The organism is Klebsiella sp. K-Nf6 (assembly GCF_002806655.1).
Classification (GTDB): domain Bacteria; phylum Pseudomonadota; class Gammaproteobacteria; order Enterobacterales; family Enterobacteriaceae; genus Klebsiella; species Klebsiella variicola.
The window spans coordinates 1-24,783 of record NZ_PIBN01000028.1; the positions used below are offsets into that span (position 1 = coordinate 1).

The window sequence follows — 24,783 nt, forward strand, 5'->3', positions numbered from 1 at the left end:
TTCGCATGCGCCGCATCCCGGCTTAACCCCGTCACGTCCTGCTGCTGATTCGCGCTGTCGCGGATAACGATACTGCCCTCGCTCACCGCCGCCCGCGTCAGCGAACTGTCGCTGCCGCTGCCGTTCGCCCCCATCAGCAGTCCACTGGCCGCATTCCCGAGGAACTGCCCCGCCACGCTACCGCTCGTGCTCACTCCCTCGCTCTGCTGCTCCACGCTGTACTCGGCATAGTTTTTAATATCCCGGAAACCCAGCGTCCCGGTATCCAGCCGGTTCAGCTCCGCCGCCGCCGTGCTCGCCAGCACGCTGCCGTTCAGCTGCGTATGCCCGCCCACCTTCACATCAAAACCGCCCTCGCCGGCAAAAATCCCCGTCTGCGCCTCCACCGACGCCCAGGTGCTGTGCATTTTGCTCTGGCTCAGGTTAAGAGAACCCGAACCGCCGCCCATGCTGCCGCTCGCCCCCACGCTGCCGCTACGCTGCTTCGAATCGTAGTTATCGCTGTCCTGCTCGCTGCTCAGCGTCAGGTTACGCCCGACGTCCATTGTCACCTGATGGCCGCTCACCTGCGCCCCGGTCAGCGTCGTATCGCGACCGCTGACGATAGTCACCCGCTCACCGGCGCTGAGGGTCGTTTCGTTATGCGTCAGGCTGTTACCCTTCTCGTGGCCCTTCCCGGCGTTGGCGCTGGCGCTGACCGTCAGCCCGTTCGCGCCCTGGCCGAAGTTAATACCGACGCCAAACGAACTCCCATGGCTCTCGTTTTTACCGCTCAGGGTGCTGGCGTTCTCCGCAGAGAATAAATTCACATCGCGCGCGGCATTGAGCAACGCGCTGCCGCCAGCCTGCAGTTGGCTACCCTCAACGTTGATATCCGTCTCCGTGGCGATAACGCTGAGATTGTTGCCGGCCATCAGGCTGCTGCCGCGGCTGGTGTTCTGCGTTTGTCGCTGAGTGGATTTCGAGGACTGGCTACCCCAGGAGAGGTTGACCCCTATCATGCTCTCCGGACTGGAATCCGCAGTCTGCATCTGCGATGCCTGATACGCCTGTACGCCCGATAATGCCGACTGCAGCCCGCTCAGCGCGGCGAGACGGCCATTGCTCTCGGTGCTGGCCTGGTTGGCGCTGGAAACCGCGGTATTAATGGCGCTGCCCACCATCCCGGATAACGCCAGCGTCAAGCCGCTGGTTTTCTGCTCCACGGTATGGGTCTGGGTGCTCTGGTTTTCCGCTGCCAGAATATTTACGGTTTTACCGGTCAACGCCATATTGTTGCCGGCCACCAGGTCAGATCCCTGAACCGTCAATACATTACCGGCGCTCAGGCTCAAGTTGCCCTGTGAGCTTCCGACGGTACTGGCGGCGCTACTTAACGCCGTCGTTACGTCGGTGGCTTTCAGCGACGAACTGCCGACGCTGAAGCCGACACCGCCGGTGCCGGAAAAGCCGCTATGTTTCTCTTTACGTAGATGGTTTTCCTGGCGACGCTCCTCGGCGGTGGTGATGGTCAGGTTACGCCCCGCCGCAAGGTTGACGTCCTGGGTGCCGGCAACACTGCTGCCGGACACCAGCAGGTCGCGCCCGGCCTGCATCACAATACTGTCACCGCTAAAATTGCTGCCGATGGCGTTCTGCGCCCACACTTCATCGTGAGTGGTGAGCGAACGGCGAGCCAGCAGGCCGCTGCTGCTTTGATGACTGTTTTCCGTCAGGTGCCATGAGGACTCGCCGCTGCTGAGGTTAATATCATTGCCGGCGGCAACCGTCAGACTGTTGGTCGCCGTCACGCTGGCGGCGCGGGCATTCATATCGTGGCCGGCGGACAGCGCCACCGCGCCGCCGTTAATTTGCGTGCCGATATCGCTACGCTGGGTCAAGGAACGATCGTTGCCTTTCCCCCAGTTTCCGCTTTCGCTATGGGTGGTGGCGAGCGTCTGCAGGTTGAGATCGTTGCCGGCGATAATCTGCGTCTGGCTGCCCGCCGCGCTGTTACTCACCATGCTTGCCGTCAGATTAATGTTATGTAACGCCAGCAGCCCCAACTGGCCGTTTTCATTCTGGACATAAATCCCCGCGGGCCGATCGAGGCTGATGTTACCTGGGGCGCCGCCGAGGGTGCTGGCGCTGTTGATATCACGCCCGGCTTGCGCGATCAGGCTATCGCCGCCCTGCAGCGTTCCGCCAATATTGTTGATATCAGTACGCGCGTTTAGCGTGAGCTGGTTGCCGCCGATATAGCCGCTGTTATGAATGTTTTCCGCGGTTAGCTGGGTCACGTCGCGGCTGTGGATGTGCCCGCTGTTGGTCACATCACGGCTCACGCTGAACGCCACGTTTTCACCGCCGAGCAACGCGCCGCTGCCATCGAGATCGCCCGCTTTAACCCGCGCGTAAACCTGCGGCACCAGCACCTGCTGCACGGAGCCATCCGTTAGCGTGACCTCTCTGGCGACCAGCCAGACCATATCGCTGGTCAGCAGCGCCATCTGCGCTGGCGTCAGCGCCACCCCGACCGTCAGGTTGTACTGTTTGGCGAAGGCGACGCCCGCGTCCATCAGCGCCCGGTACTGCTCTTCATCGTTACTGTAGCCCTGCAGGTAGCGCCCGCCGCTCAGCTTAACGATCTGCTCACGCACCAGCCGCTGCTCGTAATAGCCGTCGCCAAGCCGCTTCATCGCCTGATCAACGCCCAGTTGATTTTGCATGTAGTCGCTGGCGAGCCACGCTTTACCGTTGGTAAAACGCAGATCGGTTTCCACCAGATAGCCTGCTTTAGCCTGCGGGTCGATCTGATACAGACTGCTGACAGGAAGCCGGGTATCCGGCGTGACGATGCGAATAACCGTTCCGTCAGCGTTAACCGGCGTCACTTCCACCAGTCGTCCGGCGGGTATTTCGCCTGTTTCATCGGCGCGATCGCGCGGATTAATCACACCGCTATGGCCATCAATTTGGGTATTGCCCTGCCACTTCATGGTTTGCAAATCGATGGTCTGAACCGTCGGAGTTGGCTCGTAATCACTGCTGCTTTTTCCCTGGCTGGTTTTGGTGCCGCCAAACGGGCGGCTGGTCTTTTTCTCATACCAACGGGTCTGGGTGCCGACGTCGGTGGTCACCCGTTTGCCGGTCGTGGCGACGTTGTTTAGTTCGCCAATCACGCCACCGAGCGCTCCTCCGGCGATAATCTGGCTATCGTAGTTATTCAGCTTATCGCTGTTGATGATGAGCCGGCCGCCGGAGAGGATTTTGCCAGGATCGCTTTCCACCACCTGCGTTTCCACAACGGTACGCTGGTACTGGTATTCATAGAACTCATCGCCGCGGCTTCCGTCCGGCATGATGGCGTCGTGAACGCCATATTTGTTTTTATAGCTGGTATCGACCAGCGACCAGTCGAAGCGCTGTACCGATCCTTTCAGCGTCGCTTCATGGCGCCATGACTGCTCGACCACCACATCTTTCGTCACCAGATGGTCGTTATAGTTATTGATTTGTTGGATATCGAGCGCCATATCATTGGCGGACTCAAGCGTTGCGCTGTGGTTATTAAACACTCCCGCCTGGCCGCTGAGCGAACCGTCTTCGGCAAGCTGTCCGCCAATGGCGAGCGTACCGTCGCTGTAGATCAGCGCGTGATCCTGGTTATTGAGCGTGCCGACGCCCATTGCCAGCGATGCCCGTGCGGCAATCGTCGCCGCCACGCCGTTCTCCGCGGCGTTAGTCAGCGTTGCCGCCTGCAGCGCGACGGCGTCGCCGTACAGGCGCCCGCTGCCGATATTGGTTAACGTCGTGGCGACAATATGGGTTAAACCATCGTCAATCAGCCCCCGATTGACCAGCTCGCCGCTGACCGTCAAATGGTTCTCGCCAGCGCTGATTTCACCTTCCTGACGGTTATCCAGCTTTGCCGCATAGAGATTGAGCGCCCGGCCGGCGCTGATAACCCCCTGATTAATCAGCCCCAGCCCGGAAAGATTCCACTGCAGGTTGCCGTTGGCGATGATCCTCCCGGCGTTATGAAACGCCTGACGCAACGTGAGCGACATATCGCCCTGAGAGAGCACCTCGCCATCGCCGCTGAGGGAATCGGCATCGAGGCTAAGTTTGCTCGCGGCAAGTAACGTTCCGCCCGTATTAGCCAACGCCAGGTTGACGCCTGCTATTTCCAGAGCGGCGGCGGAGACGATCTGCCCCTGCCGGTTATCCAGCCCCCGGTTGTGGATGGTAATATTGAGATTACCGCCGGACTGCAGTTCTCCCTGCCGGTTATCAACGGTGGCGCTCTGAATACCCAGGGCATCAAAGGCGGTAATTGTTCCCTGCTGGTTATCCAGCAAACCGCTCGTCGTCAGGTTGACGCTGCCCCGCTGCGCCGTGCCTACCTGCCCGTGACGATTAGTAAGATTTTCAGCCTGGAGTTGGATATCGCCGCTGGCGATGATATTCCCCTGCGAGTTATCCACCCCATGGCGCGCAGTGAGCTGAATGTCGCCCTGCGCCGCGCTGATTTTTCCGCCATGGTTGTTCAGATTGTCGGCGTCAAGCTTGATATTGCCATTTGCGGCAAGAACGCCTTCGCGGTTATCCAGCCCTCCTTCAGCGCTCATGGCCAGGTCGCCCTGCGCCGCAATCAATTGCCCCTGCTGGTTCCGAAGGCTGGCCACTTGTAGAGAAAGGCTACCGCCAGCAACGATATTCCCTTGCGAATTTTCCAGCTCATGACGCGTAATGAGCTGAGCATTGCCCTGCGTCGTGCTGATTTTACCGCTGCGATTATTCATGTTATCGGATTGCAAAACGATATTGCCGTTAGCGGCAATAGTGCCTTCGCCGTTGTCCAGCGCGCCTTCGCTGGTAATAGACATGCCGCCGCTGCCGGTATGCAGCAGCGTTCCGTTTTGATTGAGCAACTGGCTGGTGCTGAGCGCCAAAGCATGGCTGTTGCTGGCAATCTCACCGCCGCGGTTATCCAATCCCGCACGAAAATCAAGGCGTAGATCGTCCTCGCCCGTCTGCTGGATTACGCCCTGTTGGTTATCCAGCGCCATTGCTTTCAGCTCAAGCTGGCTGGCCGTCAACAGGCCACTGTGGTTGTTGAGTTTGCCGCTGGCGGCCAACTGGAGTTTTTCGCTGGCCGCCACCACCGCATCTCGGGTGGTGATATCCCCGGTCGCGGCGCTGACCACGATCCGCGCCCCCGAGGTTCGACTGTTATCAAGATCCACCGTCCTGCCCTGTGCCGTCAGCGTTCCTGCCGCCATATTGCGGCCATTCAGCGCCAGCGCGCTCTGGCTATTCAGCGTCAGCGCGCCGCTGCTGGCGGTAGAACCATCGCTATTTAATCCGGCGGCGAGCGTACTGTTTTGCGCGCTACACAAAGCGTTGGCGGCAATCCGCGTATCGCCTTGTGCGGCAATCATGCCGTCATTGGTTAGCGTCGCGCTGGCCGTCACCACGCTATCTTTTCCGGCGTACAGTTGGCCCTGGTTGTGAAGATCGCCCTTAACGGACAGTTGCAGATTCTGCGCGGACTGAATCACGCCGCGGTTGCTGAGCGCGCCATCAGCGCTGATTACTACGTCCCCCGCCGCCGCGCCGATATTGCCGGCATTGTGAACGCCTACGCCGCGCTCGGTACCGACAAGACGAATTTTATGAGCGTACATCCCGCCCAGCGCGCTGACGTCTATCGCCACCGCAGGCAGCGCACTGCCGTCGGCTGATTTTGCCGTCGTTCGGCTGTGCGTCGCATCGATCTGATTACGCCCTGCGGTGACCTTTAGCTCCTGCGCCCAAACCCCGGCGTTGATTTTCACCGCGCGGGCGAGCAGGTCGGTACTGTCTACCGAGCTCGCATCAAGGCCGCCGCCCTGTACGAGAATTTCGCCGCGATTGACATCATAACCGCTAATCTGCCCGTTACCGTACTGTACCTGGCCTGTCGTCAGCGTTGCGCGGTTGGCATTGATGAACCCGCAGCCGTCGCAGCTAATTCCGGCAGGGTTAGCGATAACCACCTGCGCTTTTTGTCCGGCAACCTCGATATAGCCATTCAGCCGGCTCGGATCGCGGGTATTCACCTCGTTGAGGATCACTCTGGCTTCCCCTTTCGCCAGATTCGGATTACCGGCGACCATCCCGGCCAGTTGGGTTGAAGTGTTGGCACGGCTGTTATTCAGCACCACGCCGCGCCCATCGACGTCAAACTGGCTGTAGACGTTGCGTGAAACGCCTGCTCCGCTCGGTGTCTGAATATTGACCTGCGGCGTGCCATTGGCGCTATTGGCGATCTGCGGTTGCTGGCCGCCTGGCGCATGGTTATCGGCGACAATCGCCGCCTGAGCCGGGGTAAGACAGGAAAAAGCGAGCAGAAAGCTAAAGGCCAGCGGCGCCAGGGTGGAGGTCAGCATCGACCCGGTTCACGCGTCGGCGCCGGATTGCGGCGACACGCCCGCCCGATGAGAGCGGGTCGTTTCTGCCACCACCATCAGCATCCCGCGAGTCTTATTAAATACGATTCGATAAAAGCGTTTATTCATTGCCGTTACTCGTCATCCATTGTCCACCGCGGCGCGGAAAATCATCCCTGTGCGCAGCACGCGCCGCCAAACGGCGCATGAGTGAAAATCAGTAGCTCCAGCTAACGCTGAAACCAAAAGTTGCCGGATCGGTTTTAAAGCCATCGGGTTTGGCTAAAGGGATACCGGCGAACAGGTCGTAGCTGGCGCGGTGGTACTGGCCGCGCAGCCCTGCCACGCCCCCAGCGAGGTGTTTGCCCACCAGCGTTTCACTGCCCGCGCCGCCGACTTCGCCGTAATCCGCCCCCAGATAAAACTCTTGCCCCGGTAACGGGGTCGACCAGGCGATATCGTTACGTATGTACCAGCCGTGACTGGCGGTCAGAGTGCGCTCGCCGTCAAAGCCGCGAACCGTCCAACGGTTGCCGATGGAAAACATATCCGGCGAAGTCAGCGGCGTGCTGCTCATCTGCCGCTGATAGCGGCTGGTAAAGCGAAAATTTTGCCCGCCCAGGGCAAAAGGCAAATTGAGCTGAGCATTGAATTGCAGGATTTTGCTGAGGGCGGTTGCTTCCCCCCATTGCTCTTCCGGCGCGGGCTGAGCGCCAAACCAACGGGTACCACGCTGATAGCTCACTCCGGCATCGAGAGTGGCGTTGCCAAGGTAATGGCGATGCTGCAGACCAAGCCTCCAGGCCGCCGTCTGCCGCCGCTGAACGGCAATCTCGGTGTCGTTAATGAAGTTGCGCTGCTCGCGGGCTAACACATCGGCGCTAAGCGTGGTCTTCTGACTACCGCTACGGTGCAGCACGCGGCTCATCTGGAAATCAACGTTCTTGCTTTTACCGCTGTACTGGTAATCGCCGTTGGCTCCCGCCACGGTTTGCACGTAATCGTACTGGCTGGCGGTTAATCCGAGCTGCCAGTAGCCCAGCGGGACCGAATAGTGGCCGGTCAGGTTCTTCGAAGATTTACCGCCGTTGCCATCGAGGTTATGTGAACCGGAAAGGTAAAAAAGATCGCTTAAGGCTAGCGGGTTATCCAGCGACAGCGTCAGGTTCCCCTGATAACGGCCGGTGGCATTAGAGCCGGAATCATCAAGCGAGGCGTCAACGCGCCAGAAGCGTTCCTGTTGGCGGTTAATGACAATATCGCTTTGACCCGGCGTCTCGCCTGGAACAATTTCCATGCTGGCCTGTACCGTCGGCAGGCGCTGCAGATTTTCCAGCCCCTGTTCAATATCGCGCAAATCCAACAGTTTCCCGTCAGTCGCCGGAAATGCGCTCGCCAGCCATAGATAATCATCACTCTGCGCCGTAAACCTGGCTTCACGGATATAACCCGGCACCACCACCAGGCGTAAAACACCGCTTTTTAAGTCCTGCTGCGGAGCCAGGATCCGGCTGGTGATATAACCGCGATCGATTAATATATTCTGCAATTGGGACATCAATAGATTTATTCCCTTTCCTCCCAGACAACGTCCAATCGCTTTATTTGTCTGGTGCTGGAGCGGAAGCCAATGCGGTAAGGCTTCGACGCCCTGCAAAATCACCTGAGAAATAACAAAGCAAGGTTGTTCCACGGGAAATAAACCATCATCGGTATTTATTTCTTCCGCTGATAAATGAATATCCGGTGACGGCGGCGCGAGCTGGTTTTCCAGCGCCTGCTGGCGCTGCTGCTGGTTGATGAACTGCTGCTCACGTACGGTATCCACAGGCGCAGCCCATGCCCAGGCAGGCAATATACAGATAATTAAAACTTTATGAACGAAATTCCATTTATTCATTATAGTTAAGTCACAACTTTCCATGTCGAGTAATAAAAAGCGAAGCGTGGCATTTAATACAACCAAGCCCATATCAATATCAACACATATTATTCAATCCACTTCAAAAATTATTGCTTAAAATTATAAACGCGATCATTACTCCATTCTAATGATATGGATGAATCACCGCTAAGTTCTGCCAAAGACAATATGAAATCATCATGAAATAAGAATATGAGATTATGAATTAATATCGATTCACACTGAGAGCATTAGCGCGACCTCTTTTTAGATTCTGCCGCTCCCCCATCGCACTGGGCTGAAATATGCCGTGATCTCAATCACATAATTATCTCTTGTTCACTTGATGGCCAACCGCTTATTTCAGCTAGCGACCGCTTAACCTTCCATACAACCACTCACCGATTTACCCAACTTTACGCGCGCGCTGTTCTGGCAAGATCGGAGGCAGCCTAGCTAATCAATACCTCCATCAACCCTTACTTAAAACCAGACGGCTTCGGCCAATTATTCATCTAATTAACGCCAGGTTTTACTATGGATACCAAAAAACTATTCAAGCACATACCCTGGGTGATTCTCGGAATCATCGGGGCATTTTGCCTCTCAGTCGTCGCGTTGCGCCGCGGTGAGCACGTCAGTGCCCTGTGGATCGTGGTGGCGTCGGTTTCTGTGTACCTCGTCGCCTACCGTTATTACAGCCTGTACATCGCGCAGAAGGTGATGAAGCTTGACCCAACGCGCTCGACGCCGGCGGTCATTAATAACGATGGCCTGAACTATGTGCCGACCAACCGCTACGTGCTGTTTGGCCACCACTTCGCCGCCATTGCCGGCGCCGGCCCGCTGGTTGGCCCGGTGCTGGCCGCGCAGATGGGCTATCTGCCGGGCACCCTGTGGCTGCTGGCCGGCGTGGTGCTGGCGGGCGCGGTACAGGACTTCATGGTGCTGTTTATCTCCTCACGGCGTAACGGCGCCTCGCTGGGCGAGATGATCAAGCAGGAAATGGGGCCGGTTCCGGGCTCTATCGCGCTGTTCGGCTGCTTCCTGATTATGATCATCATCCTCGCGGTGCTGGCGCTCATCGTGGTGAAAGCGCTGGCGGAAAGCCCGTGGGGCGTCTTTACCGTCTGCTCGACGGTGCCTATCGCCCTGTTTATGGGGATCTACATGCGCTTCCTGCGCCCTGGCCGCGTGGGTGAAGTCTCGGTTATCGGTATCGTGCTGCTGGTGGCGTCCATCTGGTTTGGCGGCATCATTGCCCACGACCCATACTGGGGCCCGGCGCTGACCTTTAAAGACACCACCATCACCTTTACCCTGATTGGCTACGCGTTTATTTCCGCCCTGCTGCCGGTATGGCTGATTCTGGCGCCGCGTGACTATCTGGCCACCTTCCTGAAAATCGGCGTGATCGTCGGCCTGGCGCTGGGGATCGTTATCCTCAACCCGGACCTGAAAATGCCGGCAGTGACCCAGTACATTGATGGTACCGGCCCGCTGTGGAAAGGCGCGCTGTTCCCGTTCCTGTTTATTACCATCGCCTGCGGCGCGGTCTCCGGCTTCCACGCGCTGATCGCCTCCGGCACCACGCCGAAGCTGCTGGCCAACGAAACCGATGCCCGCTTTATCGGCTACGGTGCGATGCTGATGGAGTCGTTCGTGGCCATCATGGCGCTGGTCGCCGCCTCGATTATCGAACCGGGTCTCTACTTCGCGATGAACACCCCGCCAGCGGGCCTTGGCATCGTCATGCCGAACCTGCATGAAATGGGCGGTGAAAACGCGGCGATGATCGCCGCGCAGCTGAAAGAAGTGACCGTCCATGCGGCGGCGACCGTCAGCTCCTGGGGCTTCGTGATCTCCCCTGAGCAGATCCTGCAGACGGCGAAAGATATCGGCGAACCTTCAGTACTGAACCGCGCCGGCGGCGCGCCGACGCTGGCCGTCGGTATCGCCCATGTGTTCCATAAAATCATCCCGATGGCGGATATGGGCTTCTGGTACCACTTTGGTATCCTGTTTGAAGCGCTGTTTATCCTCACCGCGCTGGATGCCGGTACCCGCGCAGGCCGCTTTATGCTGCAGGATCTGTTGGGTAACTTCGTGCCGTTCCTGAAAAAAACCGACTCGCTGGTCGCCGGGATTATCGGTACCGCCGGCTGCGTCGGGCTGTGGGGCTACCTGCTGTATCAGGGCGTGGTCGACCCGCTGGGCGGCGTGAAGAGCCTGTGGCCGCTGTTCGGTATCTCTAACCAGATGCTGGCCGCCGTGGCGCTGGTGCTTGGCACCGTGGTGCTGGTCAAAATGCAGCGCACCAAATATATCTGGGTCACCGTTATCCCGGCAACATGGCTGCTGCTGTGCACCACCTGGGCGCTGGGTCTGAAGCTGTTCAGTACCAACCCGCAGATGGAAGGCTTCTTCTTTATGGCTCAGCAGTATAAAGAGAAGATTGCCGCCGGCGGCGAGCTGACCGCGCAGCAGATTGCCAACATGAACCATATCGTGGTCAACAACTACACCAACGCCGGACTGAGTATCCTGTTCCTGGTGGTGGTGTACAGCATCATCTTCTACGGCATCAAAACCTGGCTCAACGTGCGCAACAATAAGGTGCGTACCGACAAAGAGACTCCGTACGTGCCGGTACCGGAAGGCGGCGTGAAGACCTCGTCACATCATTAACGCTGATGCCGGATAGCGCTACGCTTATCCGGCCTACAAAAAGTGCATTAACGTAGGCCGGATAAGGCGCGAGCCGCCATCCGGCTTTATTCGTTATCTGGAACTTATAATGTTTGGTAACTTAGGTCAGGCAAAAAAATATCTCGGTCAGGCGGCAAAAATGCTGATTGGCATTCCGGATTACGACAACTACGTCACCCATATGCAAACCAACCATCCGGATCAGCCGTACATGACTTATGAAGAATTCTTCCGCGAACGCCAGCAGGCCCGCTACGGCGGCGACGGCAAAGGCGGCGTACGCTGCTGTTAATGGAGGCAATAATGGCACCAATTGCAGTCACCCTATTAACCGGTTTTCTCGGCGCAGGAAAAACCACCCTCCTGCGCCATATCCTGAATGAGCAGCACGGTTTCAAAATCGCCGTGATTGAAAATGAATTTGGCGAAGTCTCCGTTGACGATCAGCTAATCGGCGACCGCGCCACGCAGATCAAAACCCTGACCAACGGCTGTATCTGCTGTACGCGCTCCAACGAACTGGAAGACGCCCTGCTCGATCTCCTCGACAGTCGCGATCGCGGCGAAATCGAGTTTGACCGGCTGGTGATTGAGTGCACCGGCATGGCCGACCCGGGGCCGATTATCCAGACCTTTTTCTCCCATGAGGTGCTCTGCGAGCGCTATCTGCTGGACGGCGTGATCGCCCTGGTGGATGCTGTCCATGCCGACCAGCAGATGGATCAGTTCACCATCGCCCAGTCGCAGGTCGGCTATGCGGACCGCATTTTGCTAACCAAAACAGACGTTGCCGGCGACACCGAGAAGCTGCGCGAACGGCTGGCGCGCATCAATGCGCGGGCGCCGGTTTATACCGTCATTCACGGCGATATCGATCTAAGCCAGCTGTTTAACACCAGCGGCTTTATGCTGGAAGAAAAGGTTGTCAGCGCCACACCGCGTTTTCATTTTGTTGCAGAAAAGCAGAACGACGTCTCGTCGATTGTGGTCGAGCTCGACTATCCGGTGGATATCAGTGAAGTTTCACGGGTAATGGAAAATCTGCTGCTCTCCTTCGCCGAACAGCTGATGCGCTATAAGGGCATGCTGTGGATCGATGGCGAGCCGAATCGCCTGCTGTTCCAGGGCGTGCAGCGCCTCTACAGCGCCGACTGGGACCGCCCGTGGGGCGATGAAACGCCGCACAGCACGCTGGTATTTATCGGCATTCAGTTGCCGGAAGAAGAGATTCGCGCGGCGTTTGCCGGGTTACGACGCTAACCTGCCCGCCTGCGCGCCAAGGCGCAGGCACCGTCCTCTCTCTGACACCTCGTCAAAAACAGGGACCAAACGTCGGCAGCGCGTCGAAAAATGTAAAGCAACGTTTTAATAAGTAACAGCAGAAACACTTTCGGAAATAATAAGAAACTAAATGAATAGGATCCTTAATAATTAATGCCCGCCCTGTTCAGTTTCTGTTTAGCCCACAAATTAAACCGTTGCTAAACAGGCCAAATTTGATGATTGACCTCGCCGTAACCCAACGTCATTACAACATTTTCAAAACACCGCCCTGACAAACCCAGCATAAAAAATTGACGTAAGTCACATTTGCAGAGGTAAACATCGATTGTTAAGGTGCGCTCAGACAAATTTAATGACGAGGAGCAAACCATGAAAAAGCTTAACATCCTGATTGTTGCTGCCCTGACCGCGGTCTCTGGTTCCGCCATGGCGATGGGATTTACCGTTGAACAAGGTAAAAACTTCACCAATCTGAATATGGAAATGGGTAAATCCTCTTCTGGCCTGTACGCCGAAAGCCACTGGCTGAAGAATACCGATGATGGTAGCCAGACCGGCGGCGTTGGCGCGGGTTACAATCTGGAAGTAGGTCCGGTTATGCTCAACGCTGGCGCGAAAGCTATCTACCTCGGGCCGAAAAAAGGCGATAACGGCGTCGCGTTTCCGGTCGGCGGCGGGGTGAACGTGGCCCTGACCGACAGCATCCACGTGTTTGGCGAAGGGTATGTCGCGCCGGACGGCCTGAACAACAGCGTGAAAAACTATGTTGAGGCGAACGGCGGCGTGAGCTGGTCTCCGGTGGGTCCACTGACCCTGAAAGTGGGTTACCGTCACGTGAGCGTTGACGGCAAAGAGGGTCGCCCAAACCACACCCTGATTGATGGCGCCTACGTGGGCGGCGGGGTCACCTTCTGATTATGGTCAACGCCCCCGCGATAAGGCTAAGGTGCGCTGAGCATTAGCCATAAAAAAACCTGCCGGATGGCAGGTTTTTTATTGCCGGGTTAAGGGCTTAGCGTCGCACCACCACCAGCTTCTGATTCACAAACTCTTTGATGCCGAGATCGGAGAGCTCCCGTCCGTAACCGGAACGCTTCACGCCGCCAAACGGCAGCTCCGGCGCGGTATCGGTAAGCCAGTTGATATAGACCATCCCGGTTTCAATGGCGGAGGCCATCCGTTTGGCGCGTTCGATATCCTGACTGAACACCGCACCGCCCAGACCATAGTGGGAATCATTGGCCAGCGCGATTGCCTCCTCATCGTTTTTCACCACGTAGATCTGCGCCACCGGGCCAAAGAACTCTTCGAAGTACGCCGGGTTATCACGAGTGATACCGGTCAGGATGGTGGGTTCAAAGAAATTGCCTTCTCGCGCCACCGCTTTGCCGCCCAGATGCAGCGTAGCGCCGTTTTTCACCGCCTCGTCCACCTGCTTTCTTAACGTTTCCAGCGCATCTTTGGAAGAGAGCGGCCCCAGTGTGGTGCTTTCATCCAGCGGATCGCCGATTTTCACCTGGCGAAACGCCTCGCTAAATTTTGTCAGGAACGCATCCGCGATATTTTCGTGCAGGATAAAGCGCTTGGCGGCGGTACACACCTGGCCGGCGTTATTCAGCCGCGCCTGGACGCCGATTTTCACCGCGCGCTCCAGGTCGGCATCGTCCAGCACCACAAACACATCGTTGCCGCCCAGTTCCAGCGTCGATTTCTTAATATGCTTCGCCGCCTGCGCCGCCACCACGCTGCCGGCTTTCTCCGACCCGGTGAGCGCCGCGCCCTGCACGCGATCGTCGGCGATAATCTTCGCCACCTGATCCTGGGAGATAAACAGGTTGGTCCACGCCCCCTCCGGTGCGCCGGCCTCACGCACCAGATGGGCAAAGGTCTCCGCGCAGTGCGGCACAATGCTGGCGTGTTTGGCGATAACCGGGTTGCCGGCCGCCAGGTTTGGCGCCAGGACGCGCATCAGCTGGTAATAGGGGAAGTTCCACGGCTCCACCGCCATTAAGACGCCGATGGGATGATGCTCAACCCAGGCGTCGCCGAGTTCGGAGGGATATTTCACCGGCGCCAGCAACGATTTGGCGTTATCGGCGTAATAGCGGGCGATCTGCGCGCAAAGTTTCACTTCGCCGCGGCTCTGATTAATGAGTTTCCCCATCTCCTGGCTGGCGATTTTCGCCAGTTCCTCCGCCCGGCTGTCGATCAGATCCGCCAGCTTATGCAGTACCGCCAGCCGCGGTTCAATATCGCCTTTTGCCCAGGCAGAATGGTAGAGCGCATCCGCCTGCTGCAGCGCCGCCTCCACGTCCGCGTCGCTGTGCGTTGGGTACGTTTTAATAAGCTGATTGTTCGCAGGATTCACCGTCTGATAGCCCATGTCGCATGTCTCCTTGTTATCGCTATTAAGGCAGTCAAAAATGCCGTCAAGGATATTAAGGGTAGTCGAGATGGCTGGCGATGCGGGTAAAGTTAGGTATATCCGGAATATTCCATAACGTTGGTGGCTAACAGGGGAAACCGTCAGGCCGCCCCGGTGTTATCAATGTTCCAGCGTGGCGATCTCGTCGTAGGCCAGGCCGGTGATTTTCACCACCGTCTCGCGGGCAATACCGTCGGCCAGCATCCTCTGTGCGATGCGCAGCGCCTCGGCATGCTGTCCTTCTTGTCTGCCTTCCTGCCATCCTTCAAGCCGGCCTTCCCGTTTGCCTTTTCTGCGGCCCACTTCCTGTAATCTTTCAGCAATAGTCATCAATCTCTCCCTGTGCTGAGGAACCCGTTGCGCCACTTCGTGGATAAACCGGCCAAAGCGGCGCGCGTTGCCAGTCTGCAGCAGATAATTAAACAGCGTTTTTAGCTGTCTGTCATTAGCGTCCCCGCTAAGTAAAATCGTCGTCAGTTGCTCAACGATGTTCATTAAATCACGCTGGCGAATATGCTTCTGTATCAGCTCGAGTAATGCCACGCGCCGGTGGCGAACGATCTCATCGTCGGGGATCACCGTGATATCCACCAGCGGAAAGGGCGATGCATAAAGTTCACTCGCCAGCTGTGGATCGGCAAAACAGTCCAGCCAGTTGAGTGACCACGGGTATGGCGTGGTCGCTCCGTGATAGAACAGCATCGGCACCACCAGCGGCAGTCTGGTATGACCCCCATCAAGATGGCGCTGCATCGCGGCGATGGCGTAGCGCATCAGGCGAAAAGCCATCTGCGCGTCCGGCGAACTCTGATGTTCGATAACCACATAAATGTAGCCCTCGCCAGACGCGGTTTTGAGTGACCACAGCACATCGGAGTACCAGGCCCGCAGGCTCTCCTCGATAAAGCTTGCCGATTCCAGCTGTAAGGTATCGAGGTCGCAGCGCTGACGCAGCGCAGGCGGTAAATGGATCGCCAGGAAATCACGCGCGGTGTCGACCTGAGTGAGAAACTGTTTAAACACCGCATCATGCGGCGTCGAGGTGGTGCCCTTTGCCATCGGCTCATCCCTGCCTGCTTATCCTGCAGGGACTCTACGCGCCCGGAATGTCTCTGACACCCGGGCAATACAACCTTTACGCGCCGCCACGAAAATAGATTTCCCCGGACTGCAAGCGCGACATCCTTTTTCGAGGCGGTACGCAAATCCAGGCGGGCGACAGCCTCCGCGCAGCATGCTATAAACGACCTCTCCCTCCTTAGCAAAGGTCGATGCGGTGAACCATACCCGAGATATCCCCCAAACCTTCTGGCGAGACGATCGTCTACCGTGGCTGGAGCTGCGCAGCACCTGGCACAGCCGCCAGGCCTACAAACGCCACAGCCACCCGCAGCTCTCGGTGGGGGCGATTATCGAGGGGGAAACGCGCTGCCTGTGCAATGGTGAGGAATATCTCCTGCAGCCCGGGGATCTGATCGTGATCCCGCCGCACGCGCCGCATAGCTGTAATCCGCTGCGTGACAGGCCGCGCAGCTATCATATGCTGTACCTGGAGGCGGCATGGTGCCACGCGCAGCGCCCGGATATTCCCCCTGGCGCCAGTATCACCTCGCCGCAGCCGCTGTTGCGCGACAGCCCTCTCTTTGCCAGTTTCCAGCAGATTGTCGCCCTGATGAGCCACGGGAGCCTTGAACAACTGCCCGCCCGGCTGGCACAACTTCTGCACGCACTGCCGCTGTGCGCCGCCGCGCCGCAGGCGCCACATCACGCCAGCGCCCTGCTGTTTCAGCGCCTGGCAAACACGCTGCCGACACCGCCGTCGCTGGATAAGCTGGCCCACGACAGCGCGCTTCGTAAAGAGACCGTTATCCGCGCCGTGAAACAGGATACCGGCCTGACGCCTGCCAGTTTGATCAATATGGCGCGCATCGAATATGCGAAAACGCGCTTACGCGCCGGGGACTCTATTGCCGATGTCGGCTATCAGGCTGGCTTTGCCGATCAGAGCCATTTCCATAAAACCTTTGTCAGCTATACCGCCGCCACGCCGCGGCAATATGCGCAAAGCAGATCAATATCCGACAATAAGTAATACGCCACCTCGCGTAGGGTGGCCTCAGCACCATTATCGAGGCCACTATGAATACCTTATCGACTCTCTTCCCCGCCGCCTTCCCGGCGTTAGCCTTGTCTCACTTTGTCGCCCTGCTCAGCCCAGGTCCTGATTTTTTTCTGTTAGTCGGCTACGCCGTGCGCTACCGGATCCGCGGCAGCATCGGGCTATGTCTCGGCATCGCCGCCGGCAATGCGCTGTATATTGCTCTCGCCATCGTTGGCTGGGGGCTTCTGCGACAGGCGCCGCTGCTGTTTTTGCTCATTGAGCTGTTGGGTGCGGGCTATTTACTGTGGATTGGCAGCCTGCTGATACGCAGCCGTCCCGCGACGCTGGCGGTGGAGAGCATTCGCGCATCGCTCCCGGGGATCGGTAAACAGCTGCTGCTCGGGCTGGGGTCATCGCTGCTCAACCCCAAAAACGCCCTGTTTTATCTGGCGCTGATGACCTCCCTGCTCGGGCCGGCGGTCACCCTGCTTCAGCAAACAGTGAGCGGGTTGTGGATGGTCAGCGTGGTGTTCTTCTGGGATTTACTGCTGGTGAGCGCGATGGCGCTGCCGCAGATACAGCGCCGCCTGGGCGCCATCGTCTGGCGGGTCGAGCGGGCGGCAGGGGCGGTCCTGATGATCTTCGGTCTGTGGATTATCTGGCGATTTTTGCACGACCTCTCCGTCAGGTTATATGCTTAAGTTTATGGAAAAACTCGCTGAACTCAAACGCGCCAAACTGCTGGCGCTGTCGCTGCTGCTGATCGCCGCCGCGCTATTTATCACCACCCTGCTGCTGCCGCCGACGCCGTGGGTCAGCGCGCTAAAGGCCATTTCCGAAGCGGCAATGGTCGGGGCGCTGGCCGACTGGTTTGCGGTGGTCGCTCTGTTTCGTCGTATTCCGCTGCCCTTTGTCGCCCGACATACCGCGATTATCCCGCGCAACAAAGACCGCATCGCCGATAATCTTGGCCGCTTTGTTGAGGAGAAGTTCCTCGATACCCCGTCGCTGGTCGCGTTGATCCGCCGCTATGAGCCAGCCCTGATGCTCGGCAACTGGTTCAGCCAGCCGGAGAACGCCCGCCGGGTCGGCCAGCACCTGCTGCAAGTGATGAGCGGTTTTCTTGAACTGACCGACGACGCGCGCATTCAGCGCCTGCTGCGCCGCGCAGTACATAAGGCGATCGATAAAGTCGACCTGACGCAGACCAGCGCCATGATGCTGGAGGGGATGACCCGCGACAATCGCCACCAGAAGCTGCTGGATTCGCTGATAAGCCAGCTTATCGCCCTGCTGCAGCGCGACAACTCCCGCGCCTTTATCGCTCGCGGCATCGTGCGCTGGCTGGAGACCGAGCACCCACTGAAGGCCAAACTGTTGCCCACCGAGTGGCTCGGCGAGCACAGCGCCGAGATGGTCACCGACGCGGTGAATACCCTGCTGGACGAGGTGAGCCATGACCGTACCCACCAGATCCGCCAGGCCTTCGACCACGCGGTGCAGAAGCTTATCGACAACCTGAAATCCGACCCGCTCATGGCGCAGAAGGCCGAGAACATCAAAGCATATCTGAAAAATGATGAGACCTTTAACCGCTATCTCGGTGAAGTGTGGGGCGACCTGCGCAGCTGGGTAAAAAACGATATTAGCAGCGACGACTCACGCATTAAGCAGCGCATCGCCGAGGCCGGCCAGTGGTTCGGTGAAACCTTACTCCGCGACGACGCCCTGCGCGAATCGCTTAACGAACACCTGGAACAGGCGGCGCACCGGGTGGCGCCGGAGTTCGCCGCCTTCCTCACCCGCCATATCAGCGACACGGTGAAGAGCTGGGATGCCCGCGATATGTCGCGGCAGATCGAGCTCAATATCGGTAAAGATCTGCAGTTTATCCGCATCAACGGCACCCTGGTGGGGGGGACCATCGGCCTGATGTTGTGGCTGTTCTCGCAGATCCCCTCGCTGCTGCATCTGCATATTGGTTAGCAATGATACTATCCGAACAATAGCGCTGATAAATATTCCACAGGGAGGGCGAAATGATGCACCGGATTTCCCACTGGCTGACCCGCCACGCCGCCGCGCTGTTCTTCCCGGCGGCGCTAATCCTGTATGATTTTTCCGCCTATCTCACTACCGATCTGATCCAGCCGGGGATCCTGCACGTGGTGCGGGATTTCAATGCCGATGTGGCGCTGGCTCCGGCCTCGGTGAGCCTGTATATGGCTGGCGGCATGGCGCTGCAGTGGCTATTGGGGCCGCTCTCTGACCGGATCGGACGGCGTCCGGTGCTGCTCACCGGCGCGCTGATTTTCACCCTCGCGTGCCTGGCGACGCTGTTCACTACCTCCATGACCCAGTTCCTGATTGCTCGCGTTGTGCAGGGCACCAGCATCTGCTTTATCGCCACCGTCGGCTACGTCACCGTGCAGGAGGCCTTTGAGGAAAAAAGATCGATCAGGCTGATGGCGGTGATCACCTCCGTCGTGCTGGTGGCGCCGATCGTCGGCCCGCTCTCCGGCGCAGCGCTGATGCATTTCATCCACTGGAAAGCGCTGTTCGGCATTATCGCCGCCATGGGGCTGGTGGCCTGGCTCGGCCTGCTGTTGACCATGCCTGAGACGGTGCGCCGCGGCGATGTGCCATTCAGCCTGCCCGGCGTGCTGCGCGATTTCCGCGCCGTCTTCCGCAACCGCATCTTTTTACTCGGCGCCGCCACGCTGTCTCTGAGCTATATTCCGCTGATGAGCTGGGTGGCGGTATCGCCAGTGATTTTAATGGACGCCGGCGGGCTGACCACCAGCGAGTTCGCCTGGAGCCAGGTGCCGGTCTTCAGCGCCGTCATCATCGCTAACCTGTCGGTGGCGCGCTGGGTAAAAGATCCCACCCGCCCGCGCTTTGTGCTCAGCGCGGTGCCGGTACAGATGCTCGGCCTGGCCATTCTGATCGTTGGAAATCTGGCATGGCCGCACGTCTGGCTGTGGTCAGTGCTCGGCACCTGCTTCTACGCCTTCGGCATCGGGCTGATTTTCCCGACGCTGTTTCGCTTTACCCTCTTTTCCAACGACCTGCCGAAAGGCACGGTCTCCGCCTCGCTGAATATCGTGATCCTCAGCGTCAGCGCGTTATCGATTGAAGGCGCGCGCTGGCTGTGGTTCCATGGCGGCAGACTCCCCTTCCACCTGTTGGCGGTGGCCGCCGGGATCGTCGCCGCCTGCTGCCTGGCCGGACTGTTACGCCACCAGCGCCAGCGTAGGCAAGCGGTGATCGAAGCCCGGCAGTCGTGAGCCCTTTTACGGAGAAAGCCCCATCATGAACGACATTGAACTCAGCCCGGCGCAGCGCGACCTGCTGCGCGACAAGCTCAGCAAGTACTGCGAAGAGACCTTCAACCTCGAGCTGGAGCAGTTTGACGCCGAGTTTTTTGTCGACTTTATCGCCAAAGAGCTGGGGCCGCTGTTTTACAACGCCGGTATCGAAGAGGCCATCCGCACCCATCTGGCGTGGAGCGAGCGGATCCAGGAAGAGATGGATTTGAAGAAGGTCTATTAACGCCGCGCGCAGACGCAGGAGATCAATAAAAGCACATAAACAACAGGGCTATAATGGCGACTCTTTCAGCATCTCCCGTGTACGGGGAAGGAAAATCATGTCGCTTATCACCGATCTACCCGCCATTTTTGACCAGTTCTCAGAAGCTCGCCAGAAGGGCTTTCTCACCGTCATGGATCTTAAAGAGCAGAACGTGCCGCTGGTGGGCACCTACTGCACCTTTATGCCTCAGGAGATCGCCATGGCGGCGGGCGCCCTTATCGTCTCGCTATGCTCGACCTCCGATGAAACCATCGAGGAAGCGGAAAAAGATCTCCCGCGCAACCTCTGCCCGCTGATCAAAAGCAGCTACGGCTTCGGCAAAACCGATAAATGCCCGTACTTCTATTTCTCTGACCTGGTGGTAGGGGAAACCACCTGCGACGGTAAAAAGAAGATGTACGAGTACATGGCCGAGTTCAAGGCGGTCCACGTCATGCAGTTGCCGAACAGCGCCAGCGACGCGGCTTCCCGCGCGCTGTGGAAAGCGGAGATCTTGCGCCTGCAGCAGGTGATTGAGGCCCGGTTTGGCACGCCGATTAGCGAAGCGGCGCTGCGTGAAGCCATCGTGTTGAAAAATCGCGAGCGCCGGGCGCTGGCCCACTTTTATCGTCTCGGGCAACTCAATCCGCCGGCGCTCAGCGGCAGCGACATCCTGAAAGTGGTGTATGGCGCCACCTTCCGTTTCGACAAAACCGCCCTGATTGATGAACTTCATGCCATGGCGGAGCGCATCCATCAGGAGTGGCTGCAGGGTAAACGGCTCGAGCCACGTCCGCGGATCCTGATCACTGGCTGCCCGATCGGCGGCGCCGCGGAAAAAGTGGTCCGCGCCATCGAGGAAAACGGCGGCTGGGTGGTCGGCTATGAAAACTGCACCGGCGCGAAAGCGACCGAGCGCTGTGTGGCGGAAGAGGGTGACGTCTACGACGCCTTAACCGATAAATATCTCGCCATCGGCTGCTCCTGTATTTCCCCCAACGACCAGCGTCTGCAGCTGCTGAGCCAGATGGTGGAGGAGTATCAGGCCGACGGGGTGATCGACGTCATTCTGCAGGCCTGCCATACCTATGCCGTGGAATCGCTGGCGATTAAACGCCATCTGCGCCAGCAGCACGATCTTCCTTACATGGCGATTGAAACCGACTATTCGACAGCGGACCTCGGCCAGCTCAGTACTCGCGTCGCCGCCTTTATCGAAATGCTGTAAGGAGAGCGCGTGATCTACACGGTTGGCATTGATTCCGGCTCTACCGCCACGAAAGGCATCCTGCTGGCGGACGGCGTCATCGTGCGCCGCTTCCTCTGCCCCACTCCCTTTCGCCCCGCCGACGCCATCCATAAGGCCTGGGAAACGCTACGCGCGGGCCTCACGGAGACGCCTTTTTTAACCCTCACCGGCTATGGCCGCCAGCTGGTGGATTTTGCCGATAAGCAGGTGACGGAGATCTCTTGTCACGGCCTCGGCGCTCGCCTGCTGGCGCCGGACACCCGTACGGTGATTGACATCGGCGGCCAGGACAGCAAAGTCATCCAGCTGGACGCCGAGGGCAATCTCAGCGACTTCCTGATGAATGATAAATGCGCCGCCGGCACCGGACGTTTCCTGGACGTCATTTCACGGACGCTTGGCGCCAGCGTCGAACAACTCGACAGCATCACCGCAGGCGTCGAGCCGCATGCGATTACCAGCATGTGCACGGTGTTTGCCGAATCGGAGGTCATTAGCCTGCGGTCGGCGGGGGTCGCGCCAGAGGCAATTCTGGCGGGGGTGATTAACGCCATGGCCCGGCGCAGCGCGAACTTTATTGGCCGCTTATCGGCGCAGGGGCCGCTGCTGTTTACCGGCGGCGTCAGCCACTGCGCCACCTTTGCCCGGATGCTGGAAAGCCATGTCGGCATGGCGGTGACAACCCATCCCGACGCCCAGTTTGCCGGGGCGCTCGGCGCGGCGCTGATCGGCCTGCGCCAGCGGAGGCGCGGATGACAACCTTCCTGTTTTTATTTCACTCCACGGTGGGGGTGGTACGGATGCGCAAAGCCCTGCAGGCGGCGGGGATGACCTTCGAGGTCAAAGATATTCCCCGCCAGCTGCGCAGCGGCTGCGGATTGTGCGTACTGCTGGAGGGGACGGAAGACGCAGCGCGCAGCTGGATCCTGCCGGAACAGACGGCGGCGCTGTATCAGCAGGATGGGGAAGCGTGGCGCTGCCTCGCTACCTTCCCACAGACGGGTTAATGGGTGATCACAAAGCGCGTCGCCGCAAAGCAGTTCAGCAGACGGTGCATGAGAAAGACCAGAGTCAGCGTCACCACCAGCGAGACCGTCACCGAGGTGATACGGTACAGGTCGCTGAACACCAGATCCTGATAGGGATGCAGGTTCTGGCCGAACATAATGCCGATGGTGGTGATGCTGGCGAAGCCCACCCCGGCGCCCACTTTCTCCATCACGTGCAGGCGGGCGCTGAAGGCCAGCCCGAGACCAATCAGCGGCATCATCAGGATCATGTGGTTGCTGAAATCATAGATAATCAGTTGCACCACCAGAATATAAAGACAGGCCAGCACCACCCCCACCACACGCCAGATCGAGCTGATCACCGCCCCGCGATAGTGCATCGGGAACAGGATCAGGATCCCAGCCATCAGCGCCGACAGCGAGTCGCTGAGATCGCAGATCTGAAACACCACGAAGATGATCGTCGCGACCGTACCGGAGAGCAGTGATTCATGGCGGATGCGGGCGGCGTCTTTCTCAATCCGCGGCGGCGGCTTGCGCGGCTCGACGTCCGGGATCAGGTAATGTAACAGCGCGCTCAGCGCCACCGCCAGCACGCAGGCTTCCATGTTAGAGAACATCAGGGTATGCCAGTTGCTGGTCGGGTAGCTCATAAAGTTGAGCATCGTGCTCTGGCACACCACCCCCATCGATCCCAGCAGGAACAACGGTCCCTGGCTCATAAAGCGAAAACGCATCACGTACAGGCCAAAGACGACTAACGTCATGATCACCGGCCACTGTGAAAGATAGCCGACAATCAATACCATTTCGACGCAGTTCACCGCCGCGCTAAACACAAACTGGCGGGCGACATGGCGGTTGAAGAACGGCACCAGCGACATCAGCATCAGCGGATAAACCACGAAAAACACACCGTACTGGACGTCGTAGAAGGTGGAGATGCTGAGCGCAATAGTCCCGGCCACGGCGATACGCACCGTCTGGCGAAAATCATTCGCCGTATAGACGATATTGCCGTGCGGCGTAAAGACGTGCGCCAGGGTATTAATAGACATAGTGCAACCAGCTCACCAGGTGGATCTGCAGGCCGGCAAAGGTGCGGGCGAAAGGACCCTCGCTATTGTACAGTTGCACCGTGGCGCGGGCGCCGGTCGGCAGCGGTTTGTCCAACGCTTGATCCAGGGCGACGTGAATGCGCATCCGCTGTGCGTCGCGCACCCAGCGGGTGGACTGCTCCGGCTGCGACAGCTGGCCGTTCACCGCCTCCTGCCCCGCCAGAATCCCGGCATCGCTGCTGGTGACGTGCGCCGGGAAGACTTGCCCCGGGAGGGCGTCAAAGACCACCGCTGCATCGGTATTCACCGCGGTGTGGCGCAGGCTCTTTTCACGGAAGTCAGCGACGATATCGGTATTGTTGTTGACCAGCGCCAGCACAGCTGTCGCCGCGGTGGCGTAGATCCCCGGGTTAAGCTGCAGGTTGCTGACCATGCCGTCAGTTTCGGCACGCACCTGGGTCCAGGCCAGGTTCAGCTGCGCCTCCTCCAGCGCATTACGGTATTTCTGCAGGGTGACGTTGCGCTTATCGTCGCGCTCGCCGCGCTGGATAAGCAGGTTCTGGATCTGCGCGTTCAGCGCCGAGACCGACTGCTCGCTGGTCTGCCAGGTGGTACGCACCTTATCGAGGTCGGACTGCGAGACGTTCTGCATCGTGCTCAGGCGCTGGTAGCGATCGAGCGTGACCTTATCGTTACGGGCGGTGTACTGCGCGGTGCGCAGGTTGGCGCGGGCGGCGGCGATTTGTGCGTCCAGCTGCTGGTTGCTCAGTTTCGCCTGCTCAAGGGCGATCTGCGCCGCTTCAACTTTATTAATGAATGGCGTTGGGTCGAGCTCATACAGCAGGTCGCCCTTTTTAACCTGGCTGTTGTTGTGCACGTAAACGTGCGAGACATAGCCGGAGACCCGCGACGATACCGGGGTCACCACGCGCATCACGGTGGAGTCCGGCGTCAGCGGGATCCAGATATCGGCAACGATAAACCAGGCGAATATTGCCAGAAAAGCGGCAATACTCACCCGTACCCAGCGGGCAAATTTTTGTTCAGGCGTCATCATA

General features: G+C 58.6%; 17 protein-coding genes and 1 pseudogene. 12 read left to right on the top strand and 6 right to left on the bottom strand.

Going from position 1 to position 24,783, the window contains the following annotated elements; translation table 11 throughout:
* Both CWM61_RS27375 and CWM61_RS27380 read right to left on the bottom strand, forming a co-directional pair.
* A pseudogene (locus CWM61_RS27375) lies at positions 1 to 6,542 on the bottom strand (hemagglutinin repeat-containing protein); the annotation flags it as partial.
* Positions 6,543 to 6,630: 88 nt separating this feature from the next.
* The gene (locus CWM61_RS27380) at positions 6,631 to 8,313 is read right to left on the bottom strand and encodes a ShlB/FhaC/HecB family hemolysin secretion/activation protein (RefSeq protein ID WP_100632214.1); all 1,683 of its coding nucleotides are present in this window, start codon (positions 8,311 to 8,313) and stop codon (positions 6,631 to 6,633) included.
* Positions 8,314 to 8,853: 540 nt separating this feature from the next.
* Here CWM61_RS27380 and CWM61_RS27385 point away from each other — a divergent pair.
* From CWM61_RS27385 to CWM61_RS27400, 4 genes are all read left to right on the top strand, one after another.
* The gene (locus CWM61_RS27385; RefSeq protein ID WP_100632215.1) at positions 8,854 to 11,004 is read left to right on the top strand and encodes a carbon starvation CstA family protein; all 2,151 of its coding nucleotides are present in this window, start codon (positions 8,854 to 8,856) and stop codon (positions 11,002 to 11,004) included.
* Between the two features lie 109 nt (positions 11,005 to 11,113).
* Complete coding sequence (locus CWM61_RS27390; RefSeq protein WP_002887451.1) at positions 11,114 to 11,317, top strand: YbdD/YjiX family protein; 204 nt, start codon at positions 11,114 to 11,116, stop codon at positions 11,315 to 11,317.
* Positions 11,318 to 11,328: 11 nt separating this feature from the next.
* Positions 11,329 to 12,285, top strand: a complete 957-nt coding sequence (yjiA, locus tag CWM61_RS27395; RefSeq protein WP_008807581.1) for a GTPase — start codon at positions 11,329 to 11,331, stop codon at positions 12,283 to 12,285.
* A 393-nt stretch (positions 12,286 to 12,678) separates the two neighbouring features.
* A complete protein-coding gene (locus tag CWM61_RS27400; RefSeq protein WP_004204167.1) occupies positions 12,679 to 13,224 on the top strand; it encodes a YfaZ family outer membrane protein in 546 nt (181 codons plus the stop codon).
* Between the two features lie 97 nt (positions 13,225 to 13,321).
* Here CWM61_RS27400 and CWM61_RS27405 read toward each other — a convergent pair whose 3' ends face one another.
* A complete protein-coding gene (locus CWM61_RS27405; RefSeq protein WP_074387164.1) occupies positions 13,322 to 14,692 on the bottom strand; it encodes an NAD-dependent succinate-semialdehyde dehydrogenase in 1,371 nt (456 codons plus the stop codon).
* Between the two features lie 162 nt (positions 14,693 to 14,854).
* Positions 14,855 to 15,793 (bottom strand): Rpn family recombination-promoting nuclease/putative transposase, encoded by a 939-nt coding sequence (locus CWM61_RS27410; protein WP_100632216.1) that lies wholly within the window; start codon positions 15,791 to 15,793, stop codon positions 14,855 to 14,857.
* 217 nt (positions 15,794 to 16,010) lie between these two features.
* Between CWM61_RS27410 and CWM61_RS27415 the strand changes: the two genes are divergently transcribed.
* The 8 genes from CWM61_RS27415 to CWM61_RS27450 all read left to right on the top strand — a co-directional run bounded on the left by CWM61_RS27415 (position 16,011) and on the right by CWM61_RS27450 (position 22,664).
* Entirely contained in the window at positions 16,011 to 16,826 is an 816-nt protein-coding gene (locus CWM61_RS27415; RefSeq protein ID WP_100632217.1) for an AraC family transcriptional regulator, read from the top strand.
* 47 nt (positions 16,827 to 16,873) lie between these two features.
* Positions 16,874 to 17,536, top strand: a complete 663-nt coding sequence (locus CWM61_RS27420) for a LysE family translocator (protein WP_100632218.1) — start codon at positions 16,874 to 16,876, stop codon at positions 17,534 to 17,536.
* A complete protein-coding gene (locus CWM61_RS27425) occupies positions 17,529 to 18,821 on the top strand; it encodes a DUF445 domain-containing protein (protein ID WP_008807587.1) in 1,293 nt (430 codons plus the stop codon). The genes CWM61_RS27420 and CWM61_RS27425 overlap by 8 nt, the downstream gene beginning before the upstream one ends.
* 53 nt (positions 18,822 to 18,874) lie before the next feature.
* The gene (mdtM, locus tag CWM61_RS27430) at positions 18,875 to 20,122 is read left to right on the top strand and encodes a multidrug efflux MFS transporter MdtM (RefSeq protein WP_100632219.1); all 1,248 of its coding nucleotides are present in this window, start codon (positions 18,875 to 18,877) and stop codon (positions 20,120 to 20,122) included.
* A gap of 25 nt (positions 20,123 to 20,147) precedes the next feature.
* Entirely contained in the window at positions 20,148 to 20,387 is a 240-nt protein-coding gene (locus CWM61_RS27435) for a DUF2164 domain-containing protein (protein WP_008807589.1), read from the top strand.
* Between the two features lie 97 nt (positions 20,388 to 20,484).
* Positions 20,485 to 21,636, top strand: a complete 1,152-nt coding sequence (locus tag CWM61_RS27440; RefSeq protein ID WP_100632220.1) for a double-cubane-cluster-containing anaerobic reductase — start codon at positions 20,485 to 20,487, stop codon at positions 21,634 to 21,636.
* 9 nt (positions 21,637 to 21,645) lie between these two features.
* A complete protein-coding gene (yjiL, locus tag CWM61_RS27445) occupies positions 21,646 to 22,413 on the top strand; it encodes a putative 2-hydroxyacyl-CoA dehydratase activator YjiL (protein WP_100632221.1) in 768 nt (255 codons plus the stop codon).
* The gene (locus CWM61_RS27450; RefSeq protein ID WP_061155890.1) at positions 22,410 to 22,664 is read left to right on the top strand and encodes a DUF3343 domain-containing protein; all 255 of its coding nucleotides are present in this window, start codon (positions 22,410 to 22,412) and stop codon (positions 22,662 to 22,664) included. Before yjiL ends, CWM61_RS27450 begins: the two co-directional genes overlap by 4 nt.
* Here the strand turns inward: CWM61_RS27450 and CWM61_RS27455 are convergent.
* Positions 22,661 to 23,725: a DUF2955 domain-containing protein gene (locus CWM61_RS27455; RefSeq protein WP_074387169.1), complete on the bottom strand. Its 1,065-nt coding sequence runs from the start codon at positions 23,723 to 23,725 to the stop codon at positions 22,661 to 22,663. The genes CWM61_RS27450 and CWM61_RS27455 overlap by 4 nt on opposite strands.
* On the bottom strand, positions 23,715 to 24,782 hold the full coding sequence (locus CWM61_RS27460) for an HlyD family secretion protein (RefSeq protein ID WP_061155892.1): 1,068 nt from the start codon (positions 24,780 to 24,782) through the stop codon (positions 23,715 to 23,717). The genes CWM61_RS27455 and CWM61_RS27460 overlap by 11 nt, the downstream gene beginning before the upstream one ends.
* Position 24,783 lies beyond the last annotated feature (1 nt).